General features: G+C 73.9%; 19 protein-coding genes and 2 pseudogenes. 7 read left to right on the top strand and 14 right to left on the bottom strand.

All coding sequences use genetic code 11. From position 1 onward, the window contains the following. Window positions 1-395: 395 nt before the first annotated feature. Entirely contained in the window at window positions 396-2,150 is a 1,755-nt protein-coding gene (locus AB0G63_RS12855; RefSeq protein WP_360748652.1) for a SpoIIE family protein phosphatase, read from the top strand. A gap of 69 nt (window positions 2,151-2,219) precedes the next feature. Here AB0G63_RS12855 and AB0G63_RS12850 read toward each other — a convergent pair whose 3' ends face one another. Continuing rightward, on the bottom strand, window positions 2,220-3,491 hold the full coding sequence (locus tag AB0G63_RS12850) for an MFS transporter (protein WP_360748649.1): 1,272 nt from the start codon (window positions 3,489-3,491) through the stop codon (window positions 2,220-2,222). Window positions 3,492-3,668: 177 nt separating this feature from the next. On the opposite strand from AB0G63_RS12850, the gene AB0G63_RS12845 reads away from it, so the two are divergent. The 3 genes from AB0G63_RS12845 to AB0G63_RS12835 all read left to right on the top strand — a co-directional run bounded on the left by AB0G63_RS12845 (window position 3,669) and on the right by AB0G63_RS12835 (window position 8,662). Further along, window positions 3,669-4,337, top strand: coding sequence for a metalloregulator ArsR/SmtB family transcription factor (locus AB0G63_RS12845; RefSeq protein ID WP_360748646.1), 669 nt, complete (start codon window positions 3,669-3,671; stop codon window positions 4,335-4,337). Between the two features lie 291 nt (window positions 4,338-4,628). Then, window positions 4,629-4,961, top strand: a complete 333-nt coding sequence (locus AB0G63_RS12840) for a hypothetical protein (RefSeq protein WP_360748643.1) — start codon at window positions 4,629-4,631, stop codon at window positions 4,959-4,961. Between the two features lie 266 nt (window positions 4,962-5,227). Beyond that, window positions 5,228-8,662: a phosphocholine-specific phospholipase C gene (locus AB0G63_RS12835; protein WP_360748640.1), complete on the top strand. Its 3,435-nt coding sequence runs from the start codon at window positions 5,228-5,230 to the stop codon at window positions 8,660-8,662. A gap of 291 nt (window positions 8,663-8,953) precedes the next feature. On the opposite strand, the gene AB0G63_RS12830 is transcribed toward AB0G63_RS12835, so the two are convergent. From AB0G63_RS12830 to AB0G63_RS12785, 10 genes are all read right to left on the bottom strand, one after another. After that, window positions 8,954-9,604 (bottom strand): CoA transferase subunit B, encoded by a 651-nt coding sequence (locus AB0G63_RS12830; protein WP_360748637.1) that lies wholly within the window; start codon window positions 9,602-9,604, stop codon window positions 8,954-8,956. Then, complete coding sequence (locus AB0G63_RS12825; protein ID WP_360748634.1) at window positions 9,604-10,359, bottom strand: CoA transferase subunit A; 756 nt, start codon at window positions 10,357-10,359, stop codon at window positions 9,604-9,606. The genes AB0G63_RS12830 and AB0G63_RS12825 overlap by 1 nt, the downstream gene beginning before the upstream one ends. Window positions 10,360-10,373: 14 nt before the next feature. Then, window positions 10,374-10,838, bottom strand: a complete 465-nt coding sequence (locus tag AB0G63_RS12820) for an SDR family oxidoreductase (protein ID WP_360748631.1) — start codon at window positions 10,836-10,838, stop codon at window positions 10,374-10,376. Then, entirely contained in the window at window positions 10,829-11,206 is a 378-nt protein-coding gene (locus AB0G63_RS12815) for an SDR family oxidoreductase (RefSeq protein WP_360748628.1), read from the bottom strand. Before AB0G63_RS12815 ends, AB0G63_RS12820 begins: the two co-directional genes overlap by 10 nt. Then, on the bottom strand, window positions 11,203-12,174 hold the full coding sequence (locus AB0G63_RS12810; protein WP_360748625.1) for a fumarylacetoacetate hydrolase family protein: 972 nt from the start codon (window positions 12,172-12,174) through the stop codon (window positions 11,203-11,205). The genes AB0G63_RS12815 and AB0G63_RS12810 overlap by 4 nt, the downstream gene beginning before the upstream one ends. A gap of 125 nt (window positions 12,175-12,299) precedes the next feature. After that, window positions 12,300-13,238 (bottom strand): VOC family protein, encoded by a 939-nt coding sequence (locus AB0G63_RS12805; protein ID WP_360748622.1) that lies wholly within the window; start codon window positions 13,236-13,238, stop codon window positions 12,300-12,302. Next, a complete protein-coding gene (locus tag AB0G63_RS12800; RefSeq protein WP_360748619.1) occupies window positions 13,235-14,284 on the bottom strand; it encodes an amidohydrolase family protein in 1,050 nt (349 codons plus the stop codon). The genes AB0G63_RS12805 and AB0G63_RS12800 overlap by 4 nt, the downstream gene beginning before the upstream one ends. Next, window positions 14,281-15,444, bottom strand: coding sequence for an FAD-dependent oxidoreductase (locus AB0G63_RS12795; protein ID WP_360748616.1), 1,164 nt, complete (start codon window positions 15,442-15,444; stop codon window positions 14,281-14,283). The genes AB0G63_RS12800 and AB0G63_RS12795 overlap by 4 nt, the downstream gene beginning before the upstream one ends. A 201-nt stretch (window positions 15,445-15,645) precedes the next feature. Then, window positions 15,646-16,608: a cyclase family protein gene (locus tag AB0G63_RS12790; protein ID WP_360748613.1), complete on the bottom strand. Its 963-nt coding sequence runs from the start codon at window positions 16,606-16,608 to the stop codon at window positions 15,646-15,648. Next, window positions 16,605-17,588, bottom strand: coding sequence for a fumarylacetoacetate hydrolase family protein (locus AB0G63_RS12785; protein WP_360748610.1), 984 nt, complete (start codon window positions 17,586-17,588; stop codon window positions 16,605-16,607). The genes AB0G63_RS12790 and AB0G63_RS12785 overlap by 4 nt, the downstream gene beginning before the upstream one ends. 124 nt (window positions 17,589-17,712) lie before the next feature. Here AB0G63_RS12785 and AB0G63_RS12780 point away from each other — a divergent pair, with 124 nt between their 5' ends. Beyond that, window positions 17,713-18,612 carry a LysR family transcriptional regulator gene (locus tag AB0G63_RS12780; protein ID WP_360748607.1) on the top strand — a complete coding sequence of 300 codons (900 nt, stop codon included), beginning with the start codon at window positions 17,713-17,715 and terminating at the stop codon, window positions 18,610-18,612. Between the two features lie 1,118 nt (window positions 18,613-19,730). On the opposite strand, the gene AB0G63_RS12775 is transcribed toward AB0G63_RS12780, so the two are convergent. Continuing rightward, window positions 19,731-21,029 (bottom strand): MFS transporter, encoded by a 1,299-nt coding sequence (locus tag AB0G63_RS12775; RefSeq protein WP_360748604.1) that lies wholly within the window; start codon window positions 21,027-21,029, stop codon window positions 19,731-19,733. A 232-nt stretch (window positions 21,030-21,261) separates the two neighbouring features. Beyond that, window positions 21,262-21,818: pseudogene (locus AB0G63_RS12770) on the bottom strand (amidohydrolase); the annotation flags it as partial. Window positions 21,819-22,238: 420 nt separating this feature from the next. Here AB0G63_RS12770 and AB0G63_RS12765 point away from each other — a divergent pair. Beyond that, a complete protein-coding gene (locus AB0G63_RS12765; protein ID WP_360748601.1) occupies window positions 22,239-23,897 on the top strand; it encodes a catalase in 1,659 nt (552 codons plus the stop codon). Window positions 23,898-24,054: 157 nt separating this feature from the next. On the opposite strand, the gene AB0G63_RS12760 is transcribed toward AB0G63_RS12765, so the two are convergent. Further along, the gene (locus AB0G63_RS12760; protein ID WP_360748598.1) at window positions 24,055-24,381 is read right to left on the bottom strand and encodes an antibiotic biosynthesis monooxygenase; all 327 of its coding nucleotides are present in this window, start codon (window positions 24,379-24,381) and stop codon (window positions 24,055-24,057) included. Between the two features lie 99 nt (window positions 24,382-24,480). On the opposite strand from AB0G63_RS12760, the pseudogene AB0G63_RS12755 reads away from it, so the two are divergent. Beyond that, window positions 24,481-24,784 (top strand): annotated as a pseudogene (locus AB0G63_RS12755) (hypothetical protein); the annotation flags it as partial. Window positions 24,785-24,796 lie beyond the last annotated feature (12 nt).

Below are 24,796 nucleotides of genomic sequence, written 5' to 3'. Positions count from 1 at the left end.
GGCACGTTCGTGACGGAATTTGACCGCCTCCGCCACCCCGCCGAACCGCTGCCAGAAGTCGTCCGCGGGGCTGGACTCCGCTGTCGTACGTGCCGCGCGGGGCACCGGCTGCGGTGCCCGCTCTCCCGGTACCCGGCCCGCCGGGCAATCCACATCCGGCGACCGCCGGGCCGGCGGGTCCCCGCCCGGCCCGGCGGTCGCAGAAGGAGCGGCCGGTGGGTGACCATGGGGTGAGACCCCCGGGGCGCCACCTGGGGCGGGTGACGTCCCCGGGCCGGGGCATACGAAGACACGCAGAGCCCGAAAACGCTCAAAAGAGCCAGAAAGCACCCAGAGCCAGACAGTACTCGGAGCCCGACAGCGCTCAGAGCCCGATCACCGAGGGAGGTGTGGAGATGGCGCGGCCCCAGCATGCGGAGACCGTCGAGGAGCCGTCCCGGCCGGGCGGTCCTGACGCGCGCAGCCGGGCGCTGGAAGCCATCGGGACCGGCGCCTACCTGGTGGACGACCAGGGCTGCATCCTGGCCGTCAACGCCCGCGCCGAACAGCTGCTGGGCCGGTCCGCCGAGGACCTCGTCGGCCAGGACGCGCACGACCTGCTGCACCGCGGGCCGCACGGCCGGTCGCTGCCCCGGACCCAGTGCGGCATGCGGCAGGCGTTCCACGCCGGACACACCGCCCAGGCCGACGTGGACTACTTCGCGCGGGGCGACGGCTCCGTGCTGCCCATCTCCTGGCTGCTCACCCCGTACGAGATCGGCGGCGGGCAGCGCGTCATGCTGGTGATCTTCCACAGCTCCGGTCCGCTGGGCAAGCCCGGCGAGCAGTCCGGGCAGGGCGTCCAGCCGATGACGGAGCTGGCCAGGCTGGCCCTGCTGGCCGAGACCACCACGCAGTTGTCGTCGACGCTCGACGTCGAGGAGGCGCTGCGCCGACTCGTCGCGCTGGTCGTGCCGCGGCTGGCGGACTGGGCGGTCGTCGATCTGATCGCCGACAGCGACGAGGTGCAGCGCGCCGTCGTCGTGCACGCCGAAGGCGCGGTCCTGGTGCACCACGAGGAGTTGCAGGGCCCGATGCCGCCGGTGTCGGAGGAGTCCCCGCTGCCGCTGTCCAGAGCCCTGCGCGGGGTCGCCGCCGCCCTGGCCGGGCCGCAGACCTACCGGGCGGAACCGGACTCCGGCATCGCCGTCGAACAGCGCCGCCTGTTCGAGGCCACCGGCATGCACTCCGCGGCCATCGCGCCCATCCGGAGCAGCCGCGAGGTCGTGGGCGCCCTCACGCTGGGCCGCGCCGAGAACCCGGCGGCCTTCACCGCCGCCGACCTCCCGCTGATCGAGGACGTCGCGCGCCGTGCCGGCCTCTCGCTGGACAATGCCCGCCTCTACCAGCGCCAGCGCAGAGTCGCCGAGACCATGCAGAATCACCTGCTGCCGCAGATGCCGAGGGTGCCGCGGCTGCAGATGACCGTCCGCTACCTGCCCGCGCCGGACGCCTCGCAGGTCGGCGGCGACTGGTACGACGCCTTCCCGCTGTCCGACGGCGCCACCGCCCTGGCGATCGGGGACGTCGTCGGGCACGACCTGGAGGCCGCGGCGGGCATGGCGCAGGTGCGCAACATGCTGCGTGCCTACGCCTGGTCGCAGCAGGAACCGCCGAGCCAGATCGTCGGACGGCTCGACGAAGCGATCCAGCACATCACCGACGTCACCATGGCCACCATGATCTTCGGCCGGATCGAGGCGTCCGACGACGGCCCGTGGCAGCTGTTCTGGACCAACGCCGGCCATCCGCCGCCCCTGCTGATCAGCCGTGACGGCCTGGCCCAGTACCTCGACGCCGGGCACGGCATCCTGCTCGGCACCGGGGTACGCACCCCCCGCCCCGACGCCACGGCCCTCCTCCCGCCCGGCTCGACCCTGCTGCTCTACACCGACGGCCTCGTCGAGGCCCCCGGTCACACCCTGGACGAGGGCCTGAACCGGCTGCGCCGGCACGCCGCGGCCCTTGCCCACCGCCCCCTCGCGTCCTTCACCCACCTGCTGCTGCGCCGGGTCCGCCCGGCGGGCAACGACGACGACGTCGCCCTGCTGGCCCTGCGCACCCCCACCCACCCGGCCACGGGGCAGACGCCGCACGCGCCGAGCCGGTGAGCTCCCGTCGGACCGGTCACCTCCTGTCGACCGGTCGCTTCCCGTCGAGGTGGGGGCGCATCCGTCGGCTCATGACGTCGTGCGCGGATGGGTCTCGTACATGCGCACCGCCACGACGAGCCCGGACGCCGCGGTGAGCGCGGCGACGGCCCACGTCGCCGCGGCCAGGCCGTAGGCGTCGGCGACGGCGCCGGCGAGCAGGGCGCCCACGGCGAAACCGCCGTCGCGCCACAGCCGGTAGACGCCCACGGAGCGGGCCCGCCAGGCGGGGTGGGCGACGTCGCCGATGGCGGCGAGGAGGGTCGGGTAGACCAGCGCGGTCCCGGCGCCGAGGAGCACCTGGGCCGCGGCCCAGACGGGGAACGCGGTGCCGGCCGCCACCAGGGCGAGGGCCGCGGCCTGGACGAGCATGCCCGCGGTGATGAGGTGCTTGCGGCCGATCCGGTCGGACCACCAGCCGGTGAGCAGCTGCCCGAATCCCCATACCGCGGGATAGAGGGCGGCGAGCACGCCGATCCGGGCGACGGACAGTCCGTGGGCGGCGAACAGCAGCGGGAAGATGCCCCAGGCGAGGGCGTCGTTGAGGTTGTTGACCAGGCCGGCCTGGCTGGCGGCGGACAGCGCCTTGTCGCGGAAGCTGGTGATGCGGGCTACCTGGCCGGTGGTCAGCTCGCCGTGGTGGTCGGGGTTCTCCGGGGCGGGATGGAGGGCGGCCTCGGCGCGGGCGTGGTCCCGGGTCTCGCGGACGGCGAGGGTGGACAGGCCCAGGGCGAGCGCGGCGTACGCGGCGCCGAGCAGGAACGGGGCGGGGCGCAGCCCCCAGTGGGCGGCGAGGGAGCCCGTGGCCATGGCGGTGGCGGCGAGGGCGACGTAGCCGGAGGCCTCGTTGAAGCCCATGGCCAGGCCCCGGCGTTCCGGACCGACCAGATCGATCTTCATGATGACCGTGGTGGACCAGGTCAGGCCCTGGTTGACGCCGAGCAGGACGTTGGCGAGGACGATCCAGCCCCAGCTCGGCCCCCAGATCAGCAGCGCCGGCACCGGCAGCGCCACGAGCCAGCCGGCGACCAGCACGGGCTTGCGGCCGTACCGGTCGGACAGGGTGCCGGCGAAGAAGTTCGTGACCGCCTTGGTGGCCCCGAACGCCACGATGTAGGTCAGCGCGGCGGTGTACGCGGACAGCTGGAAGGCCTCGCGGGCGAGCAGCGGCAGCACCGTGCGCTCCTGGCCGAGCATGCCGCCGACCAGCGCGTTGACGACGACCAGCAGGGAGAACTGGGCCAGGTTGGCGCGCAGCCCGAGGCGCACGCCCTCGCTGCGGGCGGCCGTTCGGGCGCTCACGTCTCCTCCTGCGGACGGTGGCGTACGGCCGCGCCGGCCGGGGCGGTCAAGCGCATGAGGTTCCTCCAGCTGCCAGGACGGGGGTGGGGCGGGACGCGGGTCTGCCGCGTGCTCACACGGCCGCCCCTACACCTCTACAATATTCCATGGATTATTGGATAAAGAGGAGCGGACGCTATGGGAGACCCCACTCGCAAGGCCGCGCTCTACGACGCCTTCGCCCGCACCGGCAAGGCTCTGAGCAGCGGAAAGCGCCTGGAACTGCTCGATCTGCTGGCCCAGGGCGAGCGCACCGTCGACGCCCTCGCGCGGGCCGCCGGCCTGAACCTGACCACCGCCTCCGCCCACCTGCAGACCCTCAAGCAGGCCGGACTCGTCGCCACCCGGCGGGAGGGCGTGCGCATCCACTACCGGCTCGCCGGGGACGACGTCGCCGCCCTGTACGCGCTGCTGCGCCAGGTCGCCCGGGCCCACCAGGACGCGGTCGAGCCCGCCCGGACCGCCTACCTCGGTCCCGCCGACGGCGAGGAGGTCGGCCGTGCGGAACTGCTCGCCCGCGCGGCGGCCGGCGACGTGGTCGTCCTGGACGTGCGGCCCGCCGAGGAGTACGCGGCGGGCCACATCCCCGGCGCCCTCTCCATCCCGGTCGAGGAACTCGCCGCCCGTGTCGCCGAGTTGCCCGAGGAGACGGAGGTGGTGGCCTACTGCCGGGGCGCCTACTGCGTGCTCGCCCACGACGCCGTACGCCTGCTGACCGCACGCGGTCGCCGCGCGGTCCGCCTGGCGGACGGGATGCTGGAGTGGCGGCTGGCCGACCTGCCGGTGGAGACGGGTGACGCCGCGTGACCCCGCGTGACCCCGCGTGACCCCGCGTGACCGGCGGACGGCGGTCCGCGCACGCCCGTGCATGTCCGCGCACCGTCCGGCCGGGTCAGCGCGCGTCCGCGCACCGTCCGGCCGGCTCCCGCCGGGCCGCGGCCGCCGTTGTCCCTTTCCGGCCGGAAACCGGAGGAGTACGTCTCCTTCCGCTTGGGTACCCGCCTGACAACACGGCGGCGCACGCGGCACGACTGCCGCCGGCGGCGGGCTGCTTCATGCGGCGCCCGCCCCAGGATCAAGGCTGCATGGGAGCCATACATGTTGACGACGCGGCGCGCGTCCGGCCGGCAGGTGATCACGCTCGACGTGGTCGTCGACATAGCCAATGCGGGCGAGATGGGCCGTGAGCTGACGGAGCTGGTCCGCCGGTGTCCCGAGCCGTGTGTCGTCATCGACGTGCGGACGCCCATCGTCACCGCCGCCGGTGTGAGCATGCTGGAGCTGGTCCGCGCCGAGGCGGTCTACCGCGGCAAGGCCCTCCGGGTCGTGGTGCATCACCGGCTGGCCCACCAGGTGATGCGGATCGCGGGTGTGGAGCGGCTGCTCGACGTCCGCCCGAGTCCCCGCGAGGCGCCGCAGGGCAGCGGCTGACGCCGGCCGCCGCGGCCGCGCTGCCACGCCGGACGGGCGGGCGTGCCCGGCCCTCGTCTCCCGAACTCCGGGCCGGTGAGGGCGAGTCGCCCGCAGGCGACGCGGGGCGCCGCTCCGCCACCGCCGCGTGACCTCCGTCCCGCGCGCCGTCTGCCGAACCCCACCGTGTGACCAGGACGAACGCCGGATGCCTCCGCGTGAACAGTGGGCGAAGCCCTGTCGCGGAGGCTTCTTGGGCCCCGTTTCGGAGCCATAGTCTCCGCAGCATGTCCGACACCTCCCGCCGCAGGATCCTCGGTGCTCTCGCCGGTGGTACCGCGCTGTCCCTCCTGCCCCCCTCGCTCCTCAAAGCCATGGCCGCGCCGATGCCGCGCGGCGGCATGAACGCGATCGAGCACGTCATCGTGCTGATGCAAGAGAACCGCTCCTTCGACAACTACTTCGGCACCCTCAAGGGCGTGCGCGGCTTCGGTGACCGCACCCCCCTGCGCCTGCCCGGCGGCGCCGACGTCTTCAGGCAGCCCCGGGCCGGCGGGGAGGTTCTTCCCTTCTCGGCCCGCCAGGCGGCGGTCGAGGCCGGCCGCCCGGAGAGCGACATCCAGTACCTGGGCTCGCTCCCGCACGGCTTCCCGGACGGCATCCAGGCACGCTCGAACGGCTGGTGGGACGACTGGATCGCCGCCAAGGGCCAGAGCACCATGGCCTTCTACGACCGGCGCGACATACCCCTGCAGTACGAACTGGCCGACCGGTTCACCATCTGCGACTCCTACTTCTGCTCCGTGTACGGCTCGACCAACCCCAACCGCAACTACCTGTGGACCGGCACCACGGGCTTCGAGCCGGACGGCGTGAACAGAGCCGTCACCAACGCCGCCTACTCCTACACCCACGCCGGATACGACTGGACCACCTACCCCGAGCGCCTGGAGGCGGCCGGGGTCTCGTGGCAGATCTACCAGGAGTGGGACAACTTCACCGACAACGCGGTCGAATACTTCCGGCCGTGGAAGCAGATCGGCCGGAAGATCCTCTCCAAGGTCAGCGGGCAGTACTCCACCACCGAGCAGTTCTACGACAGCCTCTGGGACAAGACCTCCGCGCAACGGCAGGAGGCGCTCGCCCAGTTCCAGCAGGGCGTGGACTCCCTGACCGAGGCAGAGCGCCGGCTCTTCCTGCGCGGCGCCTACCGCTCCGAGCCGGACACCCTGATCCCCCGGCTGACGGCGGACATCAAGAACGGCACGCTCCCCAGGGTGAGTTGGGTGGTACCCACGGCGGCGCTCTCCGAGCACCCCGGCTCCTCCACCCCGGTCGGCAGCGCCAACCTCGTCTACGACCTGCTCGACGCCCTCGCGAGCGACCCCGAGACCTGGTCGAAGACGGTGCTGTTCATCAACTTCGACGAGAACGACGGCTACTTCGACCACGTGCCCGCCCCGGTCGCGCCGAAGCCCGACTCCGGCAACAGCGACGACTGGTTCAACGGCCGCCCGGTCGGCCCCGGCCCGCGCGTGCCGATGACGGTCGTCTCGCCGTGGACGGTGGGCGGCTTCGTCTCCTCCGAGGCGTTCGACCACACCTCCGTGATCCGTTTCATGGAGCGGTGGACCGGGGTCCGGGAGCCCAACATCAGCGCCTGGCGCCGCAGTGTCTTCGGCGACCTCACCTCCGTCTTCGACTTCCACCGCACCCACCCGCAGCCCGACGTGGAGCAGCCCGGCCCGGTACCGGCGCCGGTCGGCCGGTGGAACCCCGTCCCGCCGAAGGAGCAGGCGCTCCCGGAGCAGGAGGCGGGCACCCGCCCCACCCGTCCCCTGCCGTACCGCCTGTCGCTGCGCGCCGATGTCACCGACGGCCGGGTCCGGCTGCGGCTCGGCAACACCGGCACCGCGGCCGCCACCGTCACCGCGTACCCCGGCGACGCAGGCGAGCCGTGGACCTGGACGGTCGCCGCGGGCGGAAGCACCGTGGACACGATCGCCCACGGGCCCGACGGCTACGACCTCCAGGTGCGCGGCCCCGGCTGGTCGACCTGGGAACTGCGCGGCGCCGGCGCCGGCGCCGAGGCGTACCTGGCCGAGCAGGCCGGAGCGGGCCAGCTCATGGTCCACTGCGCCAATCCCTCCTCGACGACCCGGACGCTCCTCGTCGGCGAGTCGGTCTACCCGCGCGACGCCGGCGACCACGTACGGACCGTCACCCTCGCGCCCGGACAGAAGCAGATCGTGCCGGTCCGTCTCTCCCGCCACGGCTGGTACGACATCGTCGTGGTCGACAAGGGCGACCCGGGCTTCCTGCGCCGTATGACCGGCCGCCTGGCCGACGGCGAGCGGGGTGTCACCGACCCGGCCACCGGCACGCTCCCGGCGCTGGCCGCCACGATCACCCTGCCCGAGCCGCTGCCGTCCCTGGACACCCCGCTCGCCCAGGGCAGCCCGGCCGAGGTCGTCGTCACCCTGACGAACCGGAGCACGGCCGGGCTGGCCCGCCTCACGGCCACCCTGCTCACCCCCGCCGGCTGGACGGCCGAGCGGTCCGGGTCCGCGCCGCGGTCACTGGCCGCCGGGAAATCCGCCGACGTCCGCTTCACGGTCACACCGGCCGCCGACGCCACCGTCGGGACCCTGATCGTGGCCGCGTACGCCGACGGCGACGGTCTGCTGAAGATCGCCGACGCGCGCGTGCGCACCAAGGTCGCCGAAGCGATGACCGTGGCCCTGACCGGTCCGTCGGCCTCGCCGAAGACCGACGGCACGGTGCTCTCACCGGGCGAACCGCGCACCGTGACCGCGACCGTCACCAACGCCGGAAGCGCCCGGCTCACCGGCCTGGCGGGCACCCTCACCCTGCCGGACGGCTGGACCGCCACCCCGTCGGCCCCCGCGCCGGCCACGGTGCCGGCCCGCTCGTCGGTCGCGCTGACGTGGGATGTCGTCGCGCCGGTGTCGGCCGCCCGTACGTCCGCCACGGTCAAGGCCACCGTCACCGCGAGCCTGGGCGGGCGGACCAGGCAGCAGACGGCGTCCCTGACCGCCGGTGTGGGCCCCGTCATGACCGGCTACCTGCTCGCCGAGGACTTCGAGTCCCTCGCCCCGTCCCTGGCGCCGGCCGTCGACCTCAGCCGCCCCGGCCTGGCCGGCTGGACCCGGACCACGCCCGAGGGCTGGACGGTCACCAACGCGTCGACGATGCCGCAGGGCACCCGGGAACTGCAGGGGTGGTCCTTCCTCTCCAAGCAGTTCTGGTTCCCGGCGGGGCAGGACCGGCCGGGCTTCGGCCGGAGCCTCGGGATCGTCGCGGTCGCCGACGCCGACGACTGGGACGACACCGGCAGCCCGGCGAGCCGCGGACGGTTCGACTCGACGCTGACCACCCCCGCGGTCGCCGTCCCGCCGGGCACCTCGACCCTCCACCTGGGCTTCGACTCCCACTACCGCCAGGAGAGCCCGCAGGAGGCCGAGGTCACGGTCGAGTTCGACTCCGGCCAGGCGACCCGCGTGCTGCACTACTCCAGCGCGGCCTCCGGGAACACCAACAACGGCCAGGACCAGCAGAACCGGCTGGTCGACCTCTCCTTCGCGGTCCCGTCCGGAGCCACCTCGGTCAAGGTGAACTTCCGGCTGTACAACGCGGGGAACAACTGGTTCTGGGCGATCGACAACGTCCGCCTCGGCACCGGACCGATCAACGACGAGTGATCCACGCGCCCGCGCGGGGAGCCGACCGGCCCCGCGCGGGCCCGCCGGGGGAGACCGGACCGTGTGGGACGGCCCGGTCCCTCCTGGGCACGCCGGCCTCTCGGCCAGGCCGGGGCGTGCGGCGCGGCGGTGGACACCGTGCGGGGCACCCCGCTGCCCGAGGAGGTGCGGCAGCAGCGGGCCGCCGCGGTCGCCGGGACGCGCGCAGGCGGCCGGCGGGGCCTGACATACCGCCGCGGCGGCCTCGGGCGCCGTAACCGGCCGCTGCCCGCCGGCCGGGCGTGGGGGTGGTCAGCGGGCGGCCGTGACGGCGTCCAGGCGCAGCGGCGCGTCGGTGCGGGCCACGACGTCCGCCACGGTGACGCCCGGCGCCGTCTCGACCAGGGCGAGGCCGTCGTCGGTGACGTCGAGGACGCCGAGGTCGGTGATGACGCGGTGCACGCACCGCCGGCCGGTGAGGGGGAGGGTGCACTCCTCCAGGATCTTCGCAGTGCCGTCCTTGGCGGTGTGCTCCATCAGCACGACGACGCGGCGGGCGCCGTGCACCAGGTCCATCGCGCCGCCCATGCCCTTGACCATCTTGCCGGGGATCATCCAGTTGGCGAGGTCGCCGGCGGCCGATACCTGCATGGCGCCCAGGACGGCGGTGTCGATGTGGCCGCCGCGGATCATGGCGAAGGAGAGGGCGGAGTCGAAGAAGGACGCGCCGGGCAGCACGGTGACGGTCTCCTTCCCCGCGTTGATCAGGTCGGGGTCGGTCTCGTCGTCGGTGGGGTAGGGGCCGGTGCCCAGGATGCCGTTCTCGGAGTGCAGGGTGACGCGCACGCCCGGCGGGACGTGGCCGGGGACCAGGGTGGGCAGGCCGATGCCGAGGTTGACGTAGGAGCCGTCGGTGAGTTCGGCGGCGGCGCGGGCGGCCATCTGCTCGCGGGTCCAGGCCATCAGGAACGCACCGTCCTCTTCTCGATGTGCTTGTCGGCGGCCTGAGCGGCCGTCAGTTCCACCACGCGCTGCACGAACACGCCGGGCAGGTGGACCTCGTTCGGATCCAGCTCGCCCGGCTCCACGAGCTGTTCCACCTCGGCGACGGTGACGCGGCCGGCCATCGCGGCGAGCGGGTTGAAGTTGGCGGCGGCCTTGCGGAAGACGAGGTTGCCGTGCCGGTCGCCGCGCCAGGCGCGGACCAGGGCGTAGTCGGTGGTGATGCCGTGTTCCAGCAGGTAGGTGCGGCCGGCGAAGTCGCGGGTCTCCTTCGGCGGGGAGGCGACCGCGACCGAGCCGTCGGGGGCGTAGCGCCAGGGCAGGCCGCCCTGCTCCACCTGGGTCCCGACGCCGGCCGGGGTGTAGAACGCGGGGATGCCGGCCCCGCCGGCGCGCAGGCGTTCGGCCAGGGTGCCCTGGGGGACCAGCTCGACCTCCAGCTCGCCGGACAGGTACTGGCGGGCGAACTCCTTGTTCTCGCCGACGTAGGAGCCGGTGACGCGGGCGATGCGGCCGTCGGTCAGCAGCACGCCCAGACCGCGGCCGTCCACGCCGCAGTTGTTGGACACCACCCGCAGGCCGGTGGCGCCCTGCGCGTGCAGCGCCTGGATGAGCACGTCGGGGATGCCGCTCAGGCCGAAGCCGCCGACGGCCAGCGAGGCGCCGCTGGGGATGTCGGCGACCGCCTCGGCGGCGCCGGCGCGGACCTTGTTCACGAACTGGGTTCCCTTCAGGTGGTGGCGCCGGGCAGGACGGTGGACCAGCCGCCGTCCACGACGAGGTTGGCGCCGGTGAGGTAGGCGGCTTCGTCGGAGACGAGGAAGACGGCCGCGTTGACGACGTCGTCGGGCGCGCCGAGGAGGCCGCGCGGATTGTGGCGGGCGATGGAGCCCACCGGGTGGCCCTCGGCCGGCGGATTGCCGCGCGAACCCGCGGTGTCGGTCATTCCGGGGCTGACGCAGTTGGCGCGGATGCCGTGCGGGGCGCCCTCGGCCGCCAGTTGGCGGGTCAGCGCCATCACGGCGCCCTTGGAGGCGATGGGGGTGCCTCCCGGCTCGAGCGGAGCCGAGCGCCGGGGGAGCGCGGTGCGCCGGTTGGTGAGCGAGCCGGTGAGCCCGGCGGTGGAGCCGACGGTCAGGACGCAGCCACGACTGGCGACCAGGTGCGGCCAGGCGACGTTCGCGGTCAGCCACACCGAGTCCAGCTCGGCGCGCGTGGTGAACGCGAGGTCCGCGTACGGCCGGCTGTCGATCCCCCGAAGCGGACGGCGCCGGCGTCGGCGTAGACGATGTCGACGCCGCCGAAGGCGTCCACCGCCTCCTCGACCCAGGAGCGCACCGAGTCCTCGTCGGTGACGTCCAGCGGTCCGGGGGCGAGGGCGGTGCCGCCCTCGCGGGCGACGATCCGCCGGGTCTCGACGGCCTCCTCGTGCGGCAGGTCGCCGCCGACGACGAGCGCGCCCTCGGCGGCGAACCGCAGTGCCGCGGCCCCTCCCTGGCCGCGGGCGGTGCCGGAGATCAGAGCGACCTTTCCCTCCGGCCTCCTGGAGTGCGGCCCGCTCACGGCCGCTCCCGCGAGCGGCGCCGGCCGGTGGGCAGCGGTACCGGCTCGACGCCGGTGACGACGGTGTTGCTGACCGTGCCGATGCCCTCGACGGTGAGGGTGACGGTGTCGCCTGGCTTCAGCGGCGGCGGGGTCCGCTCGCCGCGCCGCCCCCACAGCTCGGCGAGGCAGCCGCCGTTGCCGCAGGTGCCGGAGCCGAGGACGTCGCCGGGCATGACGTGGGCGCCGCGGGAGGCGTAGGCGGCCATCTCCTCGAAGGTCCAGCTCATGTTGGACAGCAGGTCGGAGCCGACCACCTCGCCGTTGACCTCGGCGGTCAGCGCCAGCCGCAGGAAGCCGTCGGCGTCGCGGTACTTCTCCAGCTCGTCGGCGGTGACGAGGTACGGCCCGAGGGTGGTGGCGGTGTCCTTGCCCTTGCACGGGCCGAGGCCCACCCGCATCTCCGCCGACTGCAGGTCGCGCGCGGACCAGTCGTTGAAGACGGTGTAGCCGACGATGTGGTCGCGGGCCTGCTCGGGCGTGAGGTCGCGGCCCTCCCGGCCGATGACCGCCGCGACCTCCAGCTCGAAGTCCAGGGCGGCCGAGCCGGGCGGCACGGGGATGTCGTCGTGCGCGCCGAAGACGGCGTGCGGGTTGGTGAAGTAGAAGGTCGGGGCCGCGTACCACTGCTCGGGCACCCCGGCGCTGCCGTCCACGGACCGCCGTACGCCCTCGACGTGCTCCTCGAAGGTGACGAAGTCCCTTATGGAGGACGGCCGCAGCGGGGGCAGCAGACGGACCTCGGAGACGTGCGGGCCGGGCGGGACGTCGAGGGTGGCGGCGCCCAGGTCGAGCAGCGACCGCAGTCCGCCCCCGGCGGCGACGATCTCGGTGAGCGAGCGGACGCCGGGCACCGGGCGCAGGGTGCCGTCCTCGTCGAGGACGGCGACGCGGGTGTGATGCCGGTGTTCATAGGCGGCGAAACGCATGGGAGGGCTCCTGGCAGGGGCGCGGGGTGCGGGGCGCGGGGTGCGGGCACGGGGCCGGGGGCGCGGCGGCAGTCAGGGCGTTGACAGAACGTGCCGCGCCCCCGGAGTCGGGGAGGGAGGGCGGATCAGACCGGCGGGGCGACGAAGCAGCCGCGGTCGGGGTCGTTGAAGGACTCCTTGGCGACGAGTTCGTTCATCGGGTTGGCGGTGCCCCACTGGTCGGTGACCTCGGGCCGGGAGAAGTCGTAGACGTGGGGGTGCCAGGTGTCCTCGTCCAGCAGCTCCAGCTCGGTGGTGTACTCGACGGTGTTGCCGTGCGGGTCGAGGAAGTAGGTGAAGGTGTTGTCGCCCGCCATGTGACGGCCCGGGCCCCAGATCTTCCGGAACCCGGCGCGCATCACCCGTCCGGAGCCGCGCATGTACTCGTCGATGCCGCGCATCTCGAAGGAGATGTGGTGCAGGGAGGTGTGCGGGCCCTTCGCCAGCGCCATGGAGTGGTGCTGGTTGGAGATCCGCATGAAGTGCATGACCTCGCCCATGTGCGGGGAGCTGAGGGTGTCGGAGAGGCGGAAGCCGAGGTGGCGCTCGTACCAGTCCTTCGTCCGGTCCAGGTCGGGGGAGTTCAGGACGACGTGCGACAGCTTGACCGGGATCGACTCCTTCTCCTCGATCTTGCGGTGCCGCCTGACCTCGACGTCGGCGGAGACCTCGATGGTGCGGCCGTCGACGTCGAAGAAGCGGAAGCCGTAGCCGCCGCCGGGGGTGTCCACCTTGCCCGGCTGCGAGATCAACCGGACGCCCCCCGCGAGCAGCCGCTCGGCGAGCGTGTCGACGTCGGCGGCGCTGGCGGCGCCGTAGGAGACGAGGTCGAGGCGCTTCTCGTCGGCCTTGCGCAGCCGTACGACGTACTGCTCGGGCGAGCCCTCGGCGGCCAGGAAGGAGATGCCGGAGTCCTCGGCGACCTTGGTCAGGCCCCAGACGCCGGCGTAGAAGTCCAGTTGCCTGTCGTAGTCCGGTACGGCGAGGTCGACGTGGCGCAGATGGGTGAGCAGCCGTGCGCTCATGGTGTCAGTCCTTCCTGGAGGAGGGCGGCGGCGTTGCCGCCTCGTACGGCGTCGAAGTCCGCGTCGGTCAGCCGTGCGGCGCGCAGCGCGGCGAGCGGGTCCTCGGTGCCCATGTCGAAGGGGAAGTCGGAGCCCAGCAGCACCCGGTCCGGGCCCGCCACGCGCAGCAGCTCCCTGAGCACGTGGGGGTCGTGGACCAGGGAGTCGAAGTACAGCCGCCTGAGGTAGCTGCTGGGCTCGCGGGCGCAGCCGCGGGCGTCGGGGCGCACCCGCCAGGCGTGGTCGGAGCGGCCGATGTGGGTGGGCAGGTAGCCGCCGCCGTGCGCCGCGATCAGCTTCAGGTCCGGATGGCGGTCCAGGACACCGGAGAAGATCAGGTGCGAGAGCGCGACCGCGTTCTCGGTGGGCTGGCCGACCGTGTTGGACAGGTACCACTGGTCCAGCCGCTCGTCGAGCGTGCAGCCGAAGGGGTGCAGGAACACCAGCGCCCCGGTCTCCTCCGCGCGCGCCCAGAAGTCGTCGAGCCGCGGGTCGGACAGCTCCACCTCCCGGGTGCCGTCCGGGCGGGGGGCGTGCGAGGAGATCTCCACGCCCCGCAGGCCCTGCTGGAGCGCGTGGTCGAGCAGTTCGGCCGCGAGACCGGGATGCTGGAGGGGGACCAGGCCGAGGCCGTGCAGCCGGCCGGGCGCCTTCGCGCAGTGCGCGGCGGTGCCCTCGTTCGCCAACTGGCAGACGGTCGCCGCGAGTTGGGGATCGGCCCAGTAGTGGTAGTGCGAGGGGGACGGGCTGACCAGCTGGACGTCGACGCCCTGCGCGTCCATGGCCGCCAGGCGTACGGCGACGTCGGTGAGCCGCGGCACGCGCGCGCCGACCATGGGACCGCTCACGGCCAGGGCCGCCGGGCCGTTGCGGCGGGCGTCGAGATTGCGGGCCCGCGCGAGGCCGGCCTGGCCGCCGACCGCCTCCTCGACCTCCGGGAGCAGCAGGTGGGCGTGGACGTCGACGGTCGGCGTCCGCCGGGGATCGGTCACGCCAGTTCCGGTCACGGCAGTTCCTTCAGCGCGGTCATGGTGCGGCCCATCAGCCCGGGTACGTCCGCGTCGCGCACGCCGTCCCGCAGCCACGTGGCGAGCTGCATGGAGGCGTCGACGACCATGCGCACCCGGGGCAGCCGGCGGGCGTGGTAGTCGGTCAGCAGCCGGTCGTCCCACTCGTCGCGGGTGGTCAGCAGCTCGGCGAGGACGAGCGCGTCCTCCAGCGACATCGCCGCGCCCTGGGCCAGGGTGGGCGGGCAGCAGTGGGCGGCGTCGCCGACCAGCACGACCCGGCCGCGGTGCCACGGGCCCTCGACCAGGTGACGGTCGAACCAGGTGTAGTTGACGACGTCCGGGTCGGTGAGCGCGGCCCGGATCTCGTCCCACGCGCCGCCGTAGCCCGCGCTGAGCGCCCGCATCTCGTCGGCGTACGCCGCCGGGTCCAGCGTGGCCCGGTCGCGGGCCCGCTCGACGAGGTAGGCGTACACCGTGTCCTCGCTGGTCGGGCAGTAGCCGGCGATGAAACAGGGGCCCGCGTAGACCATCTCGGTGCGGCGCACGCCGGCCGGGCGGGGGGCGGGGGCACGCCAGATGCCCATGCCGGTGGGCTCGGGCCGGTCGGTGATCCCGATCATCTCGCGGGTGGCGGAGCCGAGTCCGTCGGCGCCGGCCACCAGGTCGTAGCGGCGGCTCGTGCCGTCCGAGAAGGTCACGTCCACGCCCTCGCCGTCCTGGTCGAGGGCGGTGGGCCGGACGCCGAGCCGGACGTCGGCGCCCGAGGCGCGGACCTGCTCGATGAGGAGCTGCTGCAGCCTGGGCCGCTGCATACCGATGTGGGAGGGCAGGTCGTCGCCGCCGGTGCGCAGCTCCTCGTGGGCGTGCAGCACGGTGCCGTCGGCGGTGAGGATGGCGACGCCCTCGGCGGCGTAACCGTACTTCTCCACGCCCGGCAGGACGCCCACCTCCCGCAGCACGCGCAGCGCGTTGCCCTGCAGGGTGATGCCGGAGCCGGCGGCGGCCTTCCAGTCGGGGCTCGCCTCCACCAGGTCGACGGCGATCCCCGCCCGGCGCAGCAGGACGGTCAGGGCGCTGCCGGAGGTGCCTCCGCCGACGACGAGGACGGTGCGGGTCCCCCCGGCCGGCGGCCGGTGGAGAGTGGGGCTGTCTGCCATGTCGGGAAACCTCCCGGGTAGGGCCGCGCGACTTCGGGCGGCGGGGATGCGGCTCGCCCGCGGCGGACGCGGGCCATGGGTGCGGACGGGGGCGGGGCCGGGGGCCGGATGTGCCCCGGCTGTCCGGGAAGGGCACATCCGGCGGCTGTATCCGGCGGCTGTGGCGGGGTCACGTGACGGCGACCCGGCTCATCTGGGGGGCTACTTCACGGCGACGGGGTTCACGGGGGAGCCGACGGCCCCGGTGATGGGCAGGGGAGCGGCGGTGAGCCAGAACTCGTGCACACCGTCGGCCGCGCAGTCCTCGGCGAGCGCGTCGAGGTCCCACATCTCGCCGATCAGCAGCCCCATGTTCGGGATGGCCACCTGGTGCAGCGGCTGGAAGGCGTGCTCGAACTCGTTGGGCCGTACCTCGAAGCCCCAGGTGTCGGTGGCGATCGCGGCGATCTCGGTGCGGTGCAGCCAGCCCGCCGTGGTGAACGACAGCCCGGGCGCGGGCCCGCCGGCGTAGTCGCCCCACCCCTCGCGCCGGGCGCGGGCGAGCTGCCCGGTGCGGACGAGGACGATGTCGCCGCGGCCGACGGTCACCCCGTGGGCCTCGGCGGTCGCGGTCAGGTGCTCCTCGGTGATCGCGAAGCCGTCGGGCAGTTCCCCGCCGGAGCCGATCACCCGGCCCACGTCGAGCAGGACGCCGCGCCCGGCGACGTGCGGCGCCATGTGCTCGATGCCGGTGACGAGGTCGCCGTCGGAGGTGACGACCTGGTCCGCGCTGCGCCCGTTCCACGCCTTGCCGTGGTCGAAGATGTGGCCGAGCCCGTCCCACTGGGTGGAGCACTGCAGCGGCATCGCGATCACGTCGTCGGCGCCGCCGATGCCGTGCGGGAACCCCTGCCTGCCGAGGGCGGCGTCGGTGCCGGTGTCGAGCATGGTGTGCACCGGGTTGGTGCGCCGGCGCCAGCCCTTCTGCGGCCCGTTCATGTCGAACGACTGCGACAGCGAGAAGCTGACGCCCCGCCGGACCAGCGCGGCGCCCTCACGCCGCTTGGCCTCGTCCAGGAAGTTCAGGGTGCCCAGGACGTCGTCCTCGCCCCAGCGTCCCCAGTTGGAGTACGCCTTGGCGGCCTCGGCGATCGCGCCCTCGGGGTCGGTGCGGTCCAGGCTCATGCCGACGTCTCCGCGACACATCGGGTGCGCTGGACGCCGAGCCCGGTGATGGACCCCTCCATGACGTCGCCGTCGCGCAGCAGCCGCCCCCAGTGCATGCCGTTGCCGGACGGGCTGCCGGTCAGCACCAGGTCGCCGGGCAGCAGCCGGGCGGTCTGGGAGGCGTACGACACCATCCGGGCGACGTTGAAGATCATGTCCTTGGTGGACTCGTCCTGCATGGTCTCGCCGTTGAGCTTGAGCGTGACCTGGAGGTCATCGGGGTGGGCGATGGACTCGGCGGGCACGATCCACGGGCCGAGCGGGGTGAAGCCGGGCGCGTTCTTGCTGCGCAGCCAGTCGGTGCCGATCTGCGGCATGTCCCGGCGGAAGACGGTGGCGCGGTCCGTGAGGTCGTTCGCGATCGTGTACCCGGCGACGTGCTCCAGCGCCTCCTCGACCGGCACACGGTGCGCGGGCCTGCCGATCACAGCCGCCAACTCCAGTTCCCAGTCGGGCTGTTCGGCCCACGCGGGCAGGACGACATCGTCGTAGGGGCCGGTTATCGCGCTCGGCAGCCCGATGAAGACGTACGGCAGGTCCTCCGCCGCGCGCCGGTCCATCAGCTCCGCCGCCTCGGCGCGCCGCTCCGCGTCGGGCCGGTCGTCGCCGGGGGCGCGGTGGGCGACGTGCAGGTCGATCACGTGCTGCCGGTAGTTCGCGCCCGACTGGAACACCTGGCGCGGCTCGACCGGCGCGTGCACCCGCAGGTCCGCCAGCGGCCGCCAGCCGGGCCCGTCGGCGGCGGCGAGGGAGCGCAGGACGGGAAGCGTCTCCTCCCACCGCTCCAGCACGGCGCGCGTCCCGGACGGGGCCCAGTCCAGGGCCCGGCCGAGGTCCAGTACCCGGTCGGCGACGACCAGGCCGGGGAACGGCCTGCCGTCCTGGGCGGAGAGCGTGCCGAGCGCGAACGGGCCGGCAGGTTGCGCGAGCGTTGCCATCAGATTTCCTCCTGCTGGGATGCGGTCTACTCTGACCTCCAAGCTGCTGATCACGGAAATCAATGTTGTGGATGGACCGAATCCACGGTGTTGATGGCTTCTCGCTCACTAGGTGGTACCCCCGGTGAACCTCTCCCGACTCGACCTCAACCTGGTCGTCGCCCTGCGTGCGCTGCTGGAGGAGCGCAACGTCACCCGGGCCGGCGAGCGCGTCGGACTGAGCCAGCCCGCGATGAGCGCGGCGCTGGCCCGGCTGCGCCGCCACTTCGACGACGAACTGCTCGCCCGTACCGGCAACGCCTACGAGCTGACCCCGCTGGGGGCGGCCCTGCGGGACCGCAGCGCCACCGCGTGCGACCTGCTGGAACGGGTCTTCTCCAGCCAGGCCGACTTCGATCCGGCCACCGAGACGCGCGAGTTCACCCTGTTCGCCTCCGACTACGGCGCCGCCGTGTTCGGCGCCGCGCTCGCCCGCGCCCTGCACGACGAGGCCCCCGGCATCCGGCTCACCTTCCAGCACCCGGCGCCCTCGGCGGTGGAGAACGCGGCGACCGTGCTGAGCACCGTCGACGGCCTGCTGATGCCGCACGGCGTCATCGACGGCTTCCCCACCGTCGACCTCTGCCAGGACCGCTGGCTGTGCATGATCGCCGAGGACCATCCGGAGGTCGGCGACGAGCTCACCCTCGACCACCTGGCCCGCCTGCCCTGGGCCGTCTACCAGCGCCCCTACGACGCCCCGGCCGCCCGCCAGCTGAGCATGATCGGCATCAGCCCGCGGGTGGAGGTGTCCGTGCAGACCTTCCAGCTCCTGCCGCACATGGTCGAGGGCACCCGCCGGGTCGCGATGATCCAGGAACGCCTGGCCCGCATCGCGGTCCGTTCGGCCGCGGTCCGTGTCCTGCCCTGTCCCTTCGAGGCCGTACCGGTGCGCGAGGCCCTGTGGTGGCACCCCGTGCACGCCCAGGACGCGGGTCACATCTGGCTCCGGCAGAAGGCGGCGGAGGTGGGCGCGAGCATCTGACACACCGGTCCTCGGCGGCGGACGGCGCCGCCCGCCGCCGGGAACGGCGCGCGGCGGCCGGTGGCCGGCGGTGCGGTGCGTCGGGCTGCCGGGTGGGGCCCTGTGTCGGCCGGTGGTCGGTGGTGTGGTGTGTCGGGTTGCCGGGTGGGGCCCTGTGTCGGCCGGTGGCCGGTGGTGTGGTGCGTCGGGCTGCCGGGTCGGGCCTGCGTCGGCCGGTGGCCGACGGTGCCGCGTGTCCGCCCACAGGGGCAGGCCCGCGTCAGCCAGGGCTCCGCCCCGACGGCCGGTGCCGCTCGGCAGCGTCTTCACGCCGTCGAGGGCATCGCCGACCGCCTCCAGCGGCCGCCGACCCCGTCCCCCGCCCCGAAGCGGACCGGCAACGGACCCCGCCTCCGCCCCGCCGACCTCGACCTACCCGCCCGCTTCCGACATCCGCCACCGCCCGGGCGGGGCGCTGCCCGACCCACAGCCCTGCGGCCCCTCCTCCCCGGCCGACCGGCCCTGCCGGGCGGACGTCCGGGGCGTGTGCGCGCGACGCCGGTGGGCGGCGGACGGCCTCCGAGGTTCAGGTTGGCGCTGACGCAGGGGCTTGCCAACTGCGGCGCCCATGCGGTGGCGGGCGGTCGGCAGGCCGCCCGCGACAGGGGCGGGGACTGGCCGAGCGCCCCGGCCGACGTGCCGCGGCCTACAGGTGCCGTGGCCCGTGGTGCCTCGGCCGGGCGGGTTTCCGCCGTTGCGGCGGGTGGCGTTCCGGTGGGGTGCGCGACTTGGGTGTGGCGGTGGCTTGGGGGACCGGCAGCAGGCCGCCCGTGACGGAGCGGCGGTAGGCTCCAGCGTGCCCCGGCCGGTGGGGCATGGGCCGACGGGCACCGGGGCCCGCGGGGCCTCGGCCGGGCGGTGCTTCGCCGTTGCGGTGGGTGGCGGGCCGGGCGGGTCTGCACGACGCGGGTGGGCGGCGGACGGCCTCCGCGGTTCAGGCCCGCACCTCAGGTCGGCTGTTCGGGGAGAGGCCGGGGCGGTGCGGCCCCCGCGTGACCGCGGACCGTCAGCAGGCCGCCCGTGACATGGGCGGGGCTGCGCGATGTCGGCGGGCGGTGGGCGGCGGGCGGCTGCGTGGGTCAGGCCGGCTGTTCGGGCAGCGGCTGGGGGGCGGTGGCGCCCGCGCGGCGGCGGGCTGTCAGGAGGCCTGCCGCGACGACGGCGGAGGCCAGCCCCAGCGTGCCCACCGCGCCGGCGAGAGTGCCGACCGCTGCCTCTCCGGCGAGCAGCACGAGCGGGCAGACGAACTCCCCGCCGAAGAAGGCCGCCAGCCACAGCCCCGTGCCCCGGCCGCGGTCCTCGAACGCCAGGCGGGACATCGCGCTGGTGAGGAGGGCGGGCAGCAGCATGCCGGTGCCCACGCAGTTGACCACCGCTCCGACGACCAGCAGCGGGGCGCCGCCCGCGAGGAACATCACGCCGAAGCCGAGCGCGCAGAGCGCGAGGACGGCGGGCAGCATCGGGTCGGGGGAGCGCTTCAGCCGCGCGAACGTGACCGCTCCGCCCACCGTGGCCGCGCTCGCGACGGCGGTGGCCAGTCCGATCACGCCGGAGCTCTCCACACCGAGGTCGTCGAGCAGGTACGACATCTCCACCGGAACGGTGTAGAAGACCATCGCGCCGAAGAAGGTCAGGGCGCAGATGCCCGCCATCCGCCGCCACGGGAACGGACGCCGCGTCCCCGTCCCGGCCGGGGCGTCACCGGCCGACGTGCCGGACGACGCCTCGGCTGATGCGCCGGCCGACGGGCTGGGCAGCGCCGCGGCCATCAGCGGGGCGAGCGCCAGGCTCACGGCGTACACCCAGAACGGCGCCCGCCAGCCCGCCGAACCGGCGGCACCGCCGAGCACGAAGAAGACCGTGGCCGACGCGGAGGCGCACATGGTCTGCAGGGCCAGGTAGCGCACCCGGCGCCGGCCGCTGTAGTAGTCGCCGATCAGCGTGGTGCAGCAGGTCATGATCGCGGCCTCGGCGACACCGACCAGGGCACGGCTGGCGATGACGCCGCCCAGCGAGTCCAGCCACAGTGGGGCGGTTCCGAACACGGCGTACAGCAGGGTCGCCCAGATCAGCAGGCGCTTGCGGCCCAGCCGGTCCACGATCAGCCCGGCGAACGGCGCCAGCAGCGCCAGCGCCAGCGCCGGCACGGTAAGCGCGAGCGGCACCAGCGCCTTCGCGCCGGGGACCGACGCGAAGTGGTCCTGCATCTTCGGCAGCACCGGGGCGATCAGCACCGCGCCCAGGATCGGCAGACAACTGCCTGCCATCAGCAGCGTCACGCGCAGCAGGTGGGCCGGGCCCGAGACGCCGACAGGCGGCGGCCCGGCGACGGCGTCGTCGGCCGTGGCGGACGGCGGGAGCGGGACGGAACCGGGCATGGCGACTCCAGGGACGGTGTGCGGGAGCGGGCATGCCGGTCTCGGGCGCCGACGGCGCACGGCATGCTGAGGACGGCCGCACACCGGCGGCCGGTTCCGGACAGCGGCGGCTGGTCCGGACAGCGGCGTGCGGGCAGTGACGACTATGGGTCGTCCCGGCCCGGGCCGCCATCCTTCGCGCGATCCGAATCCCGTATCCGCCGCATCCATGCCGTGGATGCGTACCGCCAGGTCAGCTGGCCGGTCCGGCCGCCTCCGCACGGTGCGCCCGCCATACGGCGGCGCGCAGGGCCTCGTCGCGCAGGACGTCGACCGCCGTGGTCGCCAGCGCATCCGTGGCCGCGGCGAGCACCCGGCGGGCCCGGTCCGACGCCGCCGCGGCGAACCCGGGCGTGTGGTCGGAGCCGTCCTCGCCCATGATCGCGACGAAGGGGTGGATGGCCGGGACCAGCCCGCTGACCTTGCCGATGTCGGAGGAGCCCAGGTACACGCAGGCCGGGGCGGCGTGAGGCCGACACCGGCGCGGGACAGATGCGCCGCGAAGCGCTCGGACAGCGCCTCGCTGTCACGGAAGTGCTCGTAGCGGACGGTGGCGCGCTCGACGGCGACGGTGGTGCCGGTGGCCTGCGCGACGCCCGCGGCGCAGGAACGCAGCTGCCCGGCGAGGTCGTCCAGCGCCCCGGTGGTGGCCGCCCGCAGACCGAAGCGGCCCTCGGCGTACTCGGGCACGATGTTCGTGGCCGTGCCGCCGTGCGTGACGATGCCCTGCACGTGCGACGCCTTGACCGGCGAGCTGCGCCGGGCCGGATTCGACGTGCGGCAGGACGTGGCGGGACTGCCCACGGCGTTCACGGCGCGCTGGGGCGAGGGCGGGCCGACGGTGGCGCTGCTGCTCGACGGTGCGCACCGTGCGGGTGGTGGCACGGGACTGACCGGACGGCGACGCGGAACTGACCGGACGGCGACGCGGAACTGACCGGGCGGTGGCGCGCCCGACCGGGTGAGCGGCGCGCACCCGACCGGGTGGGCCGGGCGGGACCGACCGGTGGCGGCCTCATGACAGCCGGGCCATCGTGAGCGATATGACCGAAACGCCCCGGTGTGAGCCGCTCGGAGTCGCGGGTACCGGGGCCACCCGCGGCCCGGCGGAGGCTGCCCGTCAGCCGTGCCTCCCGCCGGCGTGACAGACGAGCCCAAGGAGCCACGGCCATGACGGACGTATCCAGCAGGGGACCCGCACCCGGCGACTACCGGAAGGTGCTCACCAACCGGCAGGGCCACCCCGTCCACGACAACCAGAACCAGCGGACCATCGGCGCCCGCGGCCCGGCGACCCTGGAGAACTACCAGTTCCTGGAGAAGATCAGCCACTTCGACCGGGAACGCGTCCCCGAGCGCGTGGTGCACGCCCGGGGCGTCACCGCGTACGGCTGTTTCGAGGCGTACGGCGCCTGGGGCGACGAGCCCATCGGCCGCTTCACACGGGCCAAGCTGTTCCAGGAGCGGGGCAAGCGCACGGACGTCGCCGTCCGCTTCTCCACCGTCATCGGCGGCCGGGACTCCTCCGAGGCCGCCCGCGACCCGCGCGGCTTCGCGGTGAAGTTCTACACCGAGGACGGCAACTGGGACCTGGTCGGCAACAACCTGGCCGTCTTCTTCATCCGGGACGCGATCAAGTTCCCGGACGTCATCCACGCCCTGAAGCCGGACCCCGTCACCTTCGAGCAGCAGCCGCGCCGGATCTTCGACTTCATGTCGCAGACGCCGGAGTCGATGCACATGCTGGTCAACCTCTTCAGCCCGCGCGGCATCCCCTCCGACTACCGCCACATGCAGGGGTTCGGCGTCAACACCTACAAATGGGTCAACGACGAGGGCCGCACCGTCCTCGTCAAGTACCACTGGATGCCCGGGCAGGGCGTGCGCAGCATGACCGAGGAGGACGCCGCCAACGTTCAGGCGGACTCACTCGGCCACGCCACCAAGGACCTCTACGAGGCCGTCGCCCGCGGCGACCACCCCGAGTGGGAACTCCTGGTCCAGATGATGGACGACGACGAGCACCCCGAACTGGACTTCGACCCGCTGGACGACACCAAGACCTGGCCGGAGCAGGACTTCCCGCCCAGGCCGGTCGGCCGCATGGTGCTCGACCGGATGCCGGAGAACTACTTCGCCGAGAACGAGCAGATCTCCTTCGGCACCGGCGTGCTCGTCGACGGCCTCGACTTCTCCGACGACAAGATGCTCGTCGGCCGCACCTTCTCCTACAGCGACACCCAGCGCCACCGGGTCGGCCCGAACTACCTGCAACTACCCGTCAACCAGGCCAAGAACGCCCAGGTGCGCACCAACCAGCGGGACGGCGCGATGACGTACCACGTGGACGGCGGCGGCGAGAACCCGGCCGTCAACTACGAGCCGTCCATCACCGGCGGGCTGCGCGAGGCCGAGCACCCCGGGCACGACGAGCAGGGCCCCGAGATCCGCGGCCGGCTCACCCGCAAGCGCATCCCGCGCACCGACGACTACCGGCAGGCCGGGCAGCGCTACCTGCTGATGCGGGACTGGGAACGCGACGACCTGGTCAAGAACCTCGTCACCCTGCTGTCCCAGTGTGATCGCGAGGTGCAGGAGCGCATGGTGTGGCACTTCCTGCTCGTCGAGAACGACCTCGGGCTCCGGATCGGCGAGGGCCTCGGCATCATCCCCGAGGACGTCGCCGGCCTCGAACCCCTGGCGAGCCAGAACCTCACCGCCGAGGACCGCGAACGCCTCGCCCACCTGGGCAAGAACCCGCCCCGCGACATCGAGGGCCTGGCCATGACCCACTGCGTGCCGAACGAGCGCCACGTCGTGACGCGCTGAGCCGGTGCGCTGAGCCCAGCAGGACCGGACCGGGGCGCACCCGGAGCGCACCGTGGCGCACCGGAGCGCACCGTGGCGAACCGGGCGCGCCGGAGCGCCGGGTCGGACCTGGGCGTACCGGGCGCCGGACGCGGAGCAGCCGCGCCCGGCCCTCGGCTCACGCGCTCTTCGGCCCGGCCTGCTGCACCACCTCGAAGGACCACACCGTGGAGTCGGTGGCGGCCGGCCCGGGCCGCTCGCCGCCCTCGCCGCCACCCTGGTGCGCCGCCTTCATCGGCCCTTCCATCCAGGCCTGGAACGACTCCTCGTCCCGCCACCGGGTGTAGACCAGGTACCGGTCGGTGCCCTCCACCGGGCGGAGGAGCTCGAACCATTCGAAGCCGTCGGAGCCCTCCACGGCGTGGGCGCGGGAGGCGAACCGCTTCTCCAGCGTCTCCCGCTGCTCGGCCGGCACGGTCAGGACGTTGATCTTCACTACGCTCATGCCTCCATCCTGCCCGACGCCCCGTCACCCCCCGCGGCAGGGCCGCCCCGTGCCGCCGCGCGCCGTGTCGCCGGGGCCCGCCGGGTACCCGTCCGGCGGATCGCGGCCGACCGGGCCCGGGGAGGGGCCGCGCCGGACCACGCACCGCGCGCGCAGGAACTGCCCCGCGACCACAGCCAGGCGATCCTGTGAGGCGGCCAAGCAGGTCGGCGCCGCCCTCAAGCGCGCCGGGCACACCTTCGCGCTGGCCCGGGAGCGCGGCCTTCTACGCCCACGGCGGCAGCGGCAACCTCCAGCACGACGTCGACTTCTGCGTACGGCGCGAGGACGCCGAGGCGGTCGCCGACACGCTGCGCGAAGCCGTCTCACCGTCTGCGCGCCCCCCGAGGACCGGCTGCCGAAGCAACGGACGCGC

This window comes from Streptomyces sp. NPDC020996, from assembly GCF_040641355.1.
Classification (GTDB): Bacteria; Actinomycetota; Actinomycetes; order Streptomycetales; family Streptomycetaceae; genus Streptomyces.
This window is presented reverse-complemented; position numbering and strand designations above follow the sequence as displayed.

Bases quoted from the DNA above. Each gene is read 5' to 3' on its own strand.
- AB0G63_RS12855 (WP_360748652.1), top strand. From the start codon at position 396: ATGGCGCGGCCCCAGCATGCGGAGACCGTCGAGGAGCCGTCCCGGCCG.
- AB0G63_RS12845 (WP_360748646.1), top strand. From the start codon at position 3,669: ATGGGAGACCCCACTCGCAAGGCCGCGCTCTACGACGCCTTCGCCCGC.
- AB0G63_RS12840 (WP_360748643.1), top strand. From the start codon at position 4,629: ATGTTGACGACGCGGCGCGCGTCCGGCCGGCAGGTGATCACGCTCGAC.
- AB0G63_RS12835 (WP_360748640.1), top strand. From the start codon at position 5,228: ATGTCCGACACCTCCCGCCGCAGGATCCTCGGTGCTCTCGCCGGTGGT.
- AB0G63_RS12830 (WP_360748637.1), bottom strand. From the start codon at position 9,604: ATGGCCTGGACCCGCGAGCAGATGGCCGCCCGCGCCGCCGCCGAACTC.
- AB0G63_RS12810 (WP_360748625.1), bottom strand. From the start codon at position 12,174: ATGCGTTTCGCCGCCTATGAACACCGGCATCACACCCGCGTCGCCGTC.
- AB0G63_RS12805 (WP_360748622.1), bottom strand. From the start codon at position 13,238: ATGAGCGCACGGCTGCTCACCCATCTGCGCCACGTCGACCTCGCCGTA.
- AB0G63_RS12795 (WP_360748616.1), bottom strand. From the start codon at position 15,444: ATGGCAGACAGCCCCACTCTCCACCGGCCGCCGGCCGGGGGGACCCGC.
- AB0G63_RS12790 (WP_360748613.1), bottom strand. From the start codon at position 16,608: ATGAGCCTGGACCGCACCGACCCCGAGGGCGCGATCGCCGAGGCCGCC.
- AB0G63_RS12785 (WP_360748610.1), bottom strand. From the start codon at position 17,588: ATGGCAACGCTCGCGCAACCTGCCGGCCCGTTCGCGCTCGGCACGCTC.
- AB0G63_RS12775 (WP_360748604.1), bottom strand. From the start codon at position 21,029: ATGCCCGGTTCCGTCCCGCTCCCGCCGTCCGCCACGGCCGACGACGCC.
- AB0G63_RS12765 (WP_360748601.1), top strand. From the start codon at position 22,239: ATGACGGACGTATCCAGCAGGGGACCCGCACCCGGCGACTACCGGAAG.
- AB0G63_RS12760 (WP_360748598.1), bottom strand. From the start codon at position 24,381: ATGAGCGTAGTGAAGATCAACGTCCTGACCGTGCCGGCCGAGCAGCGG.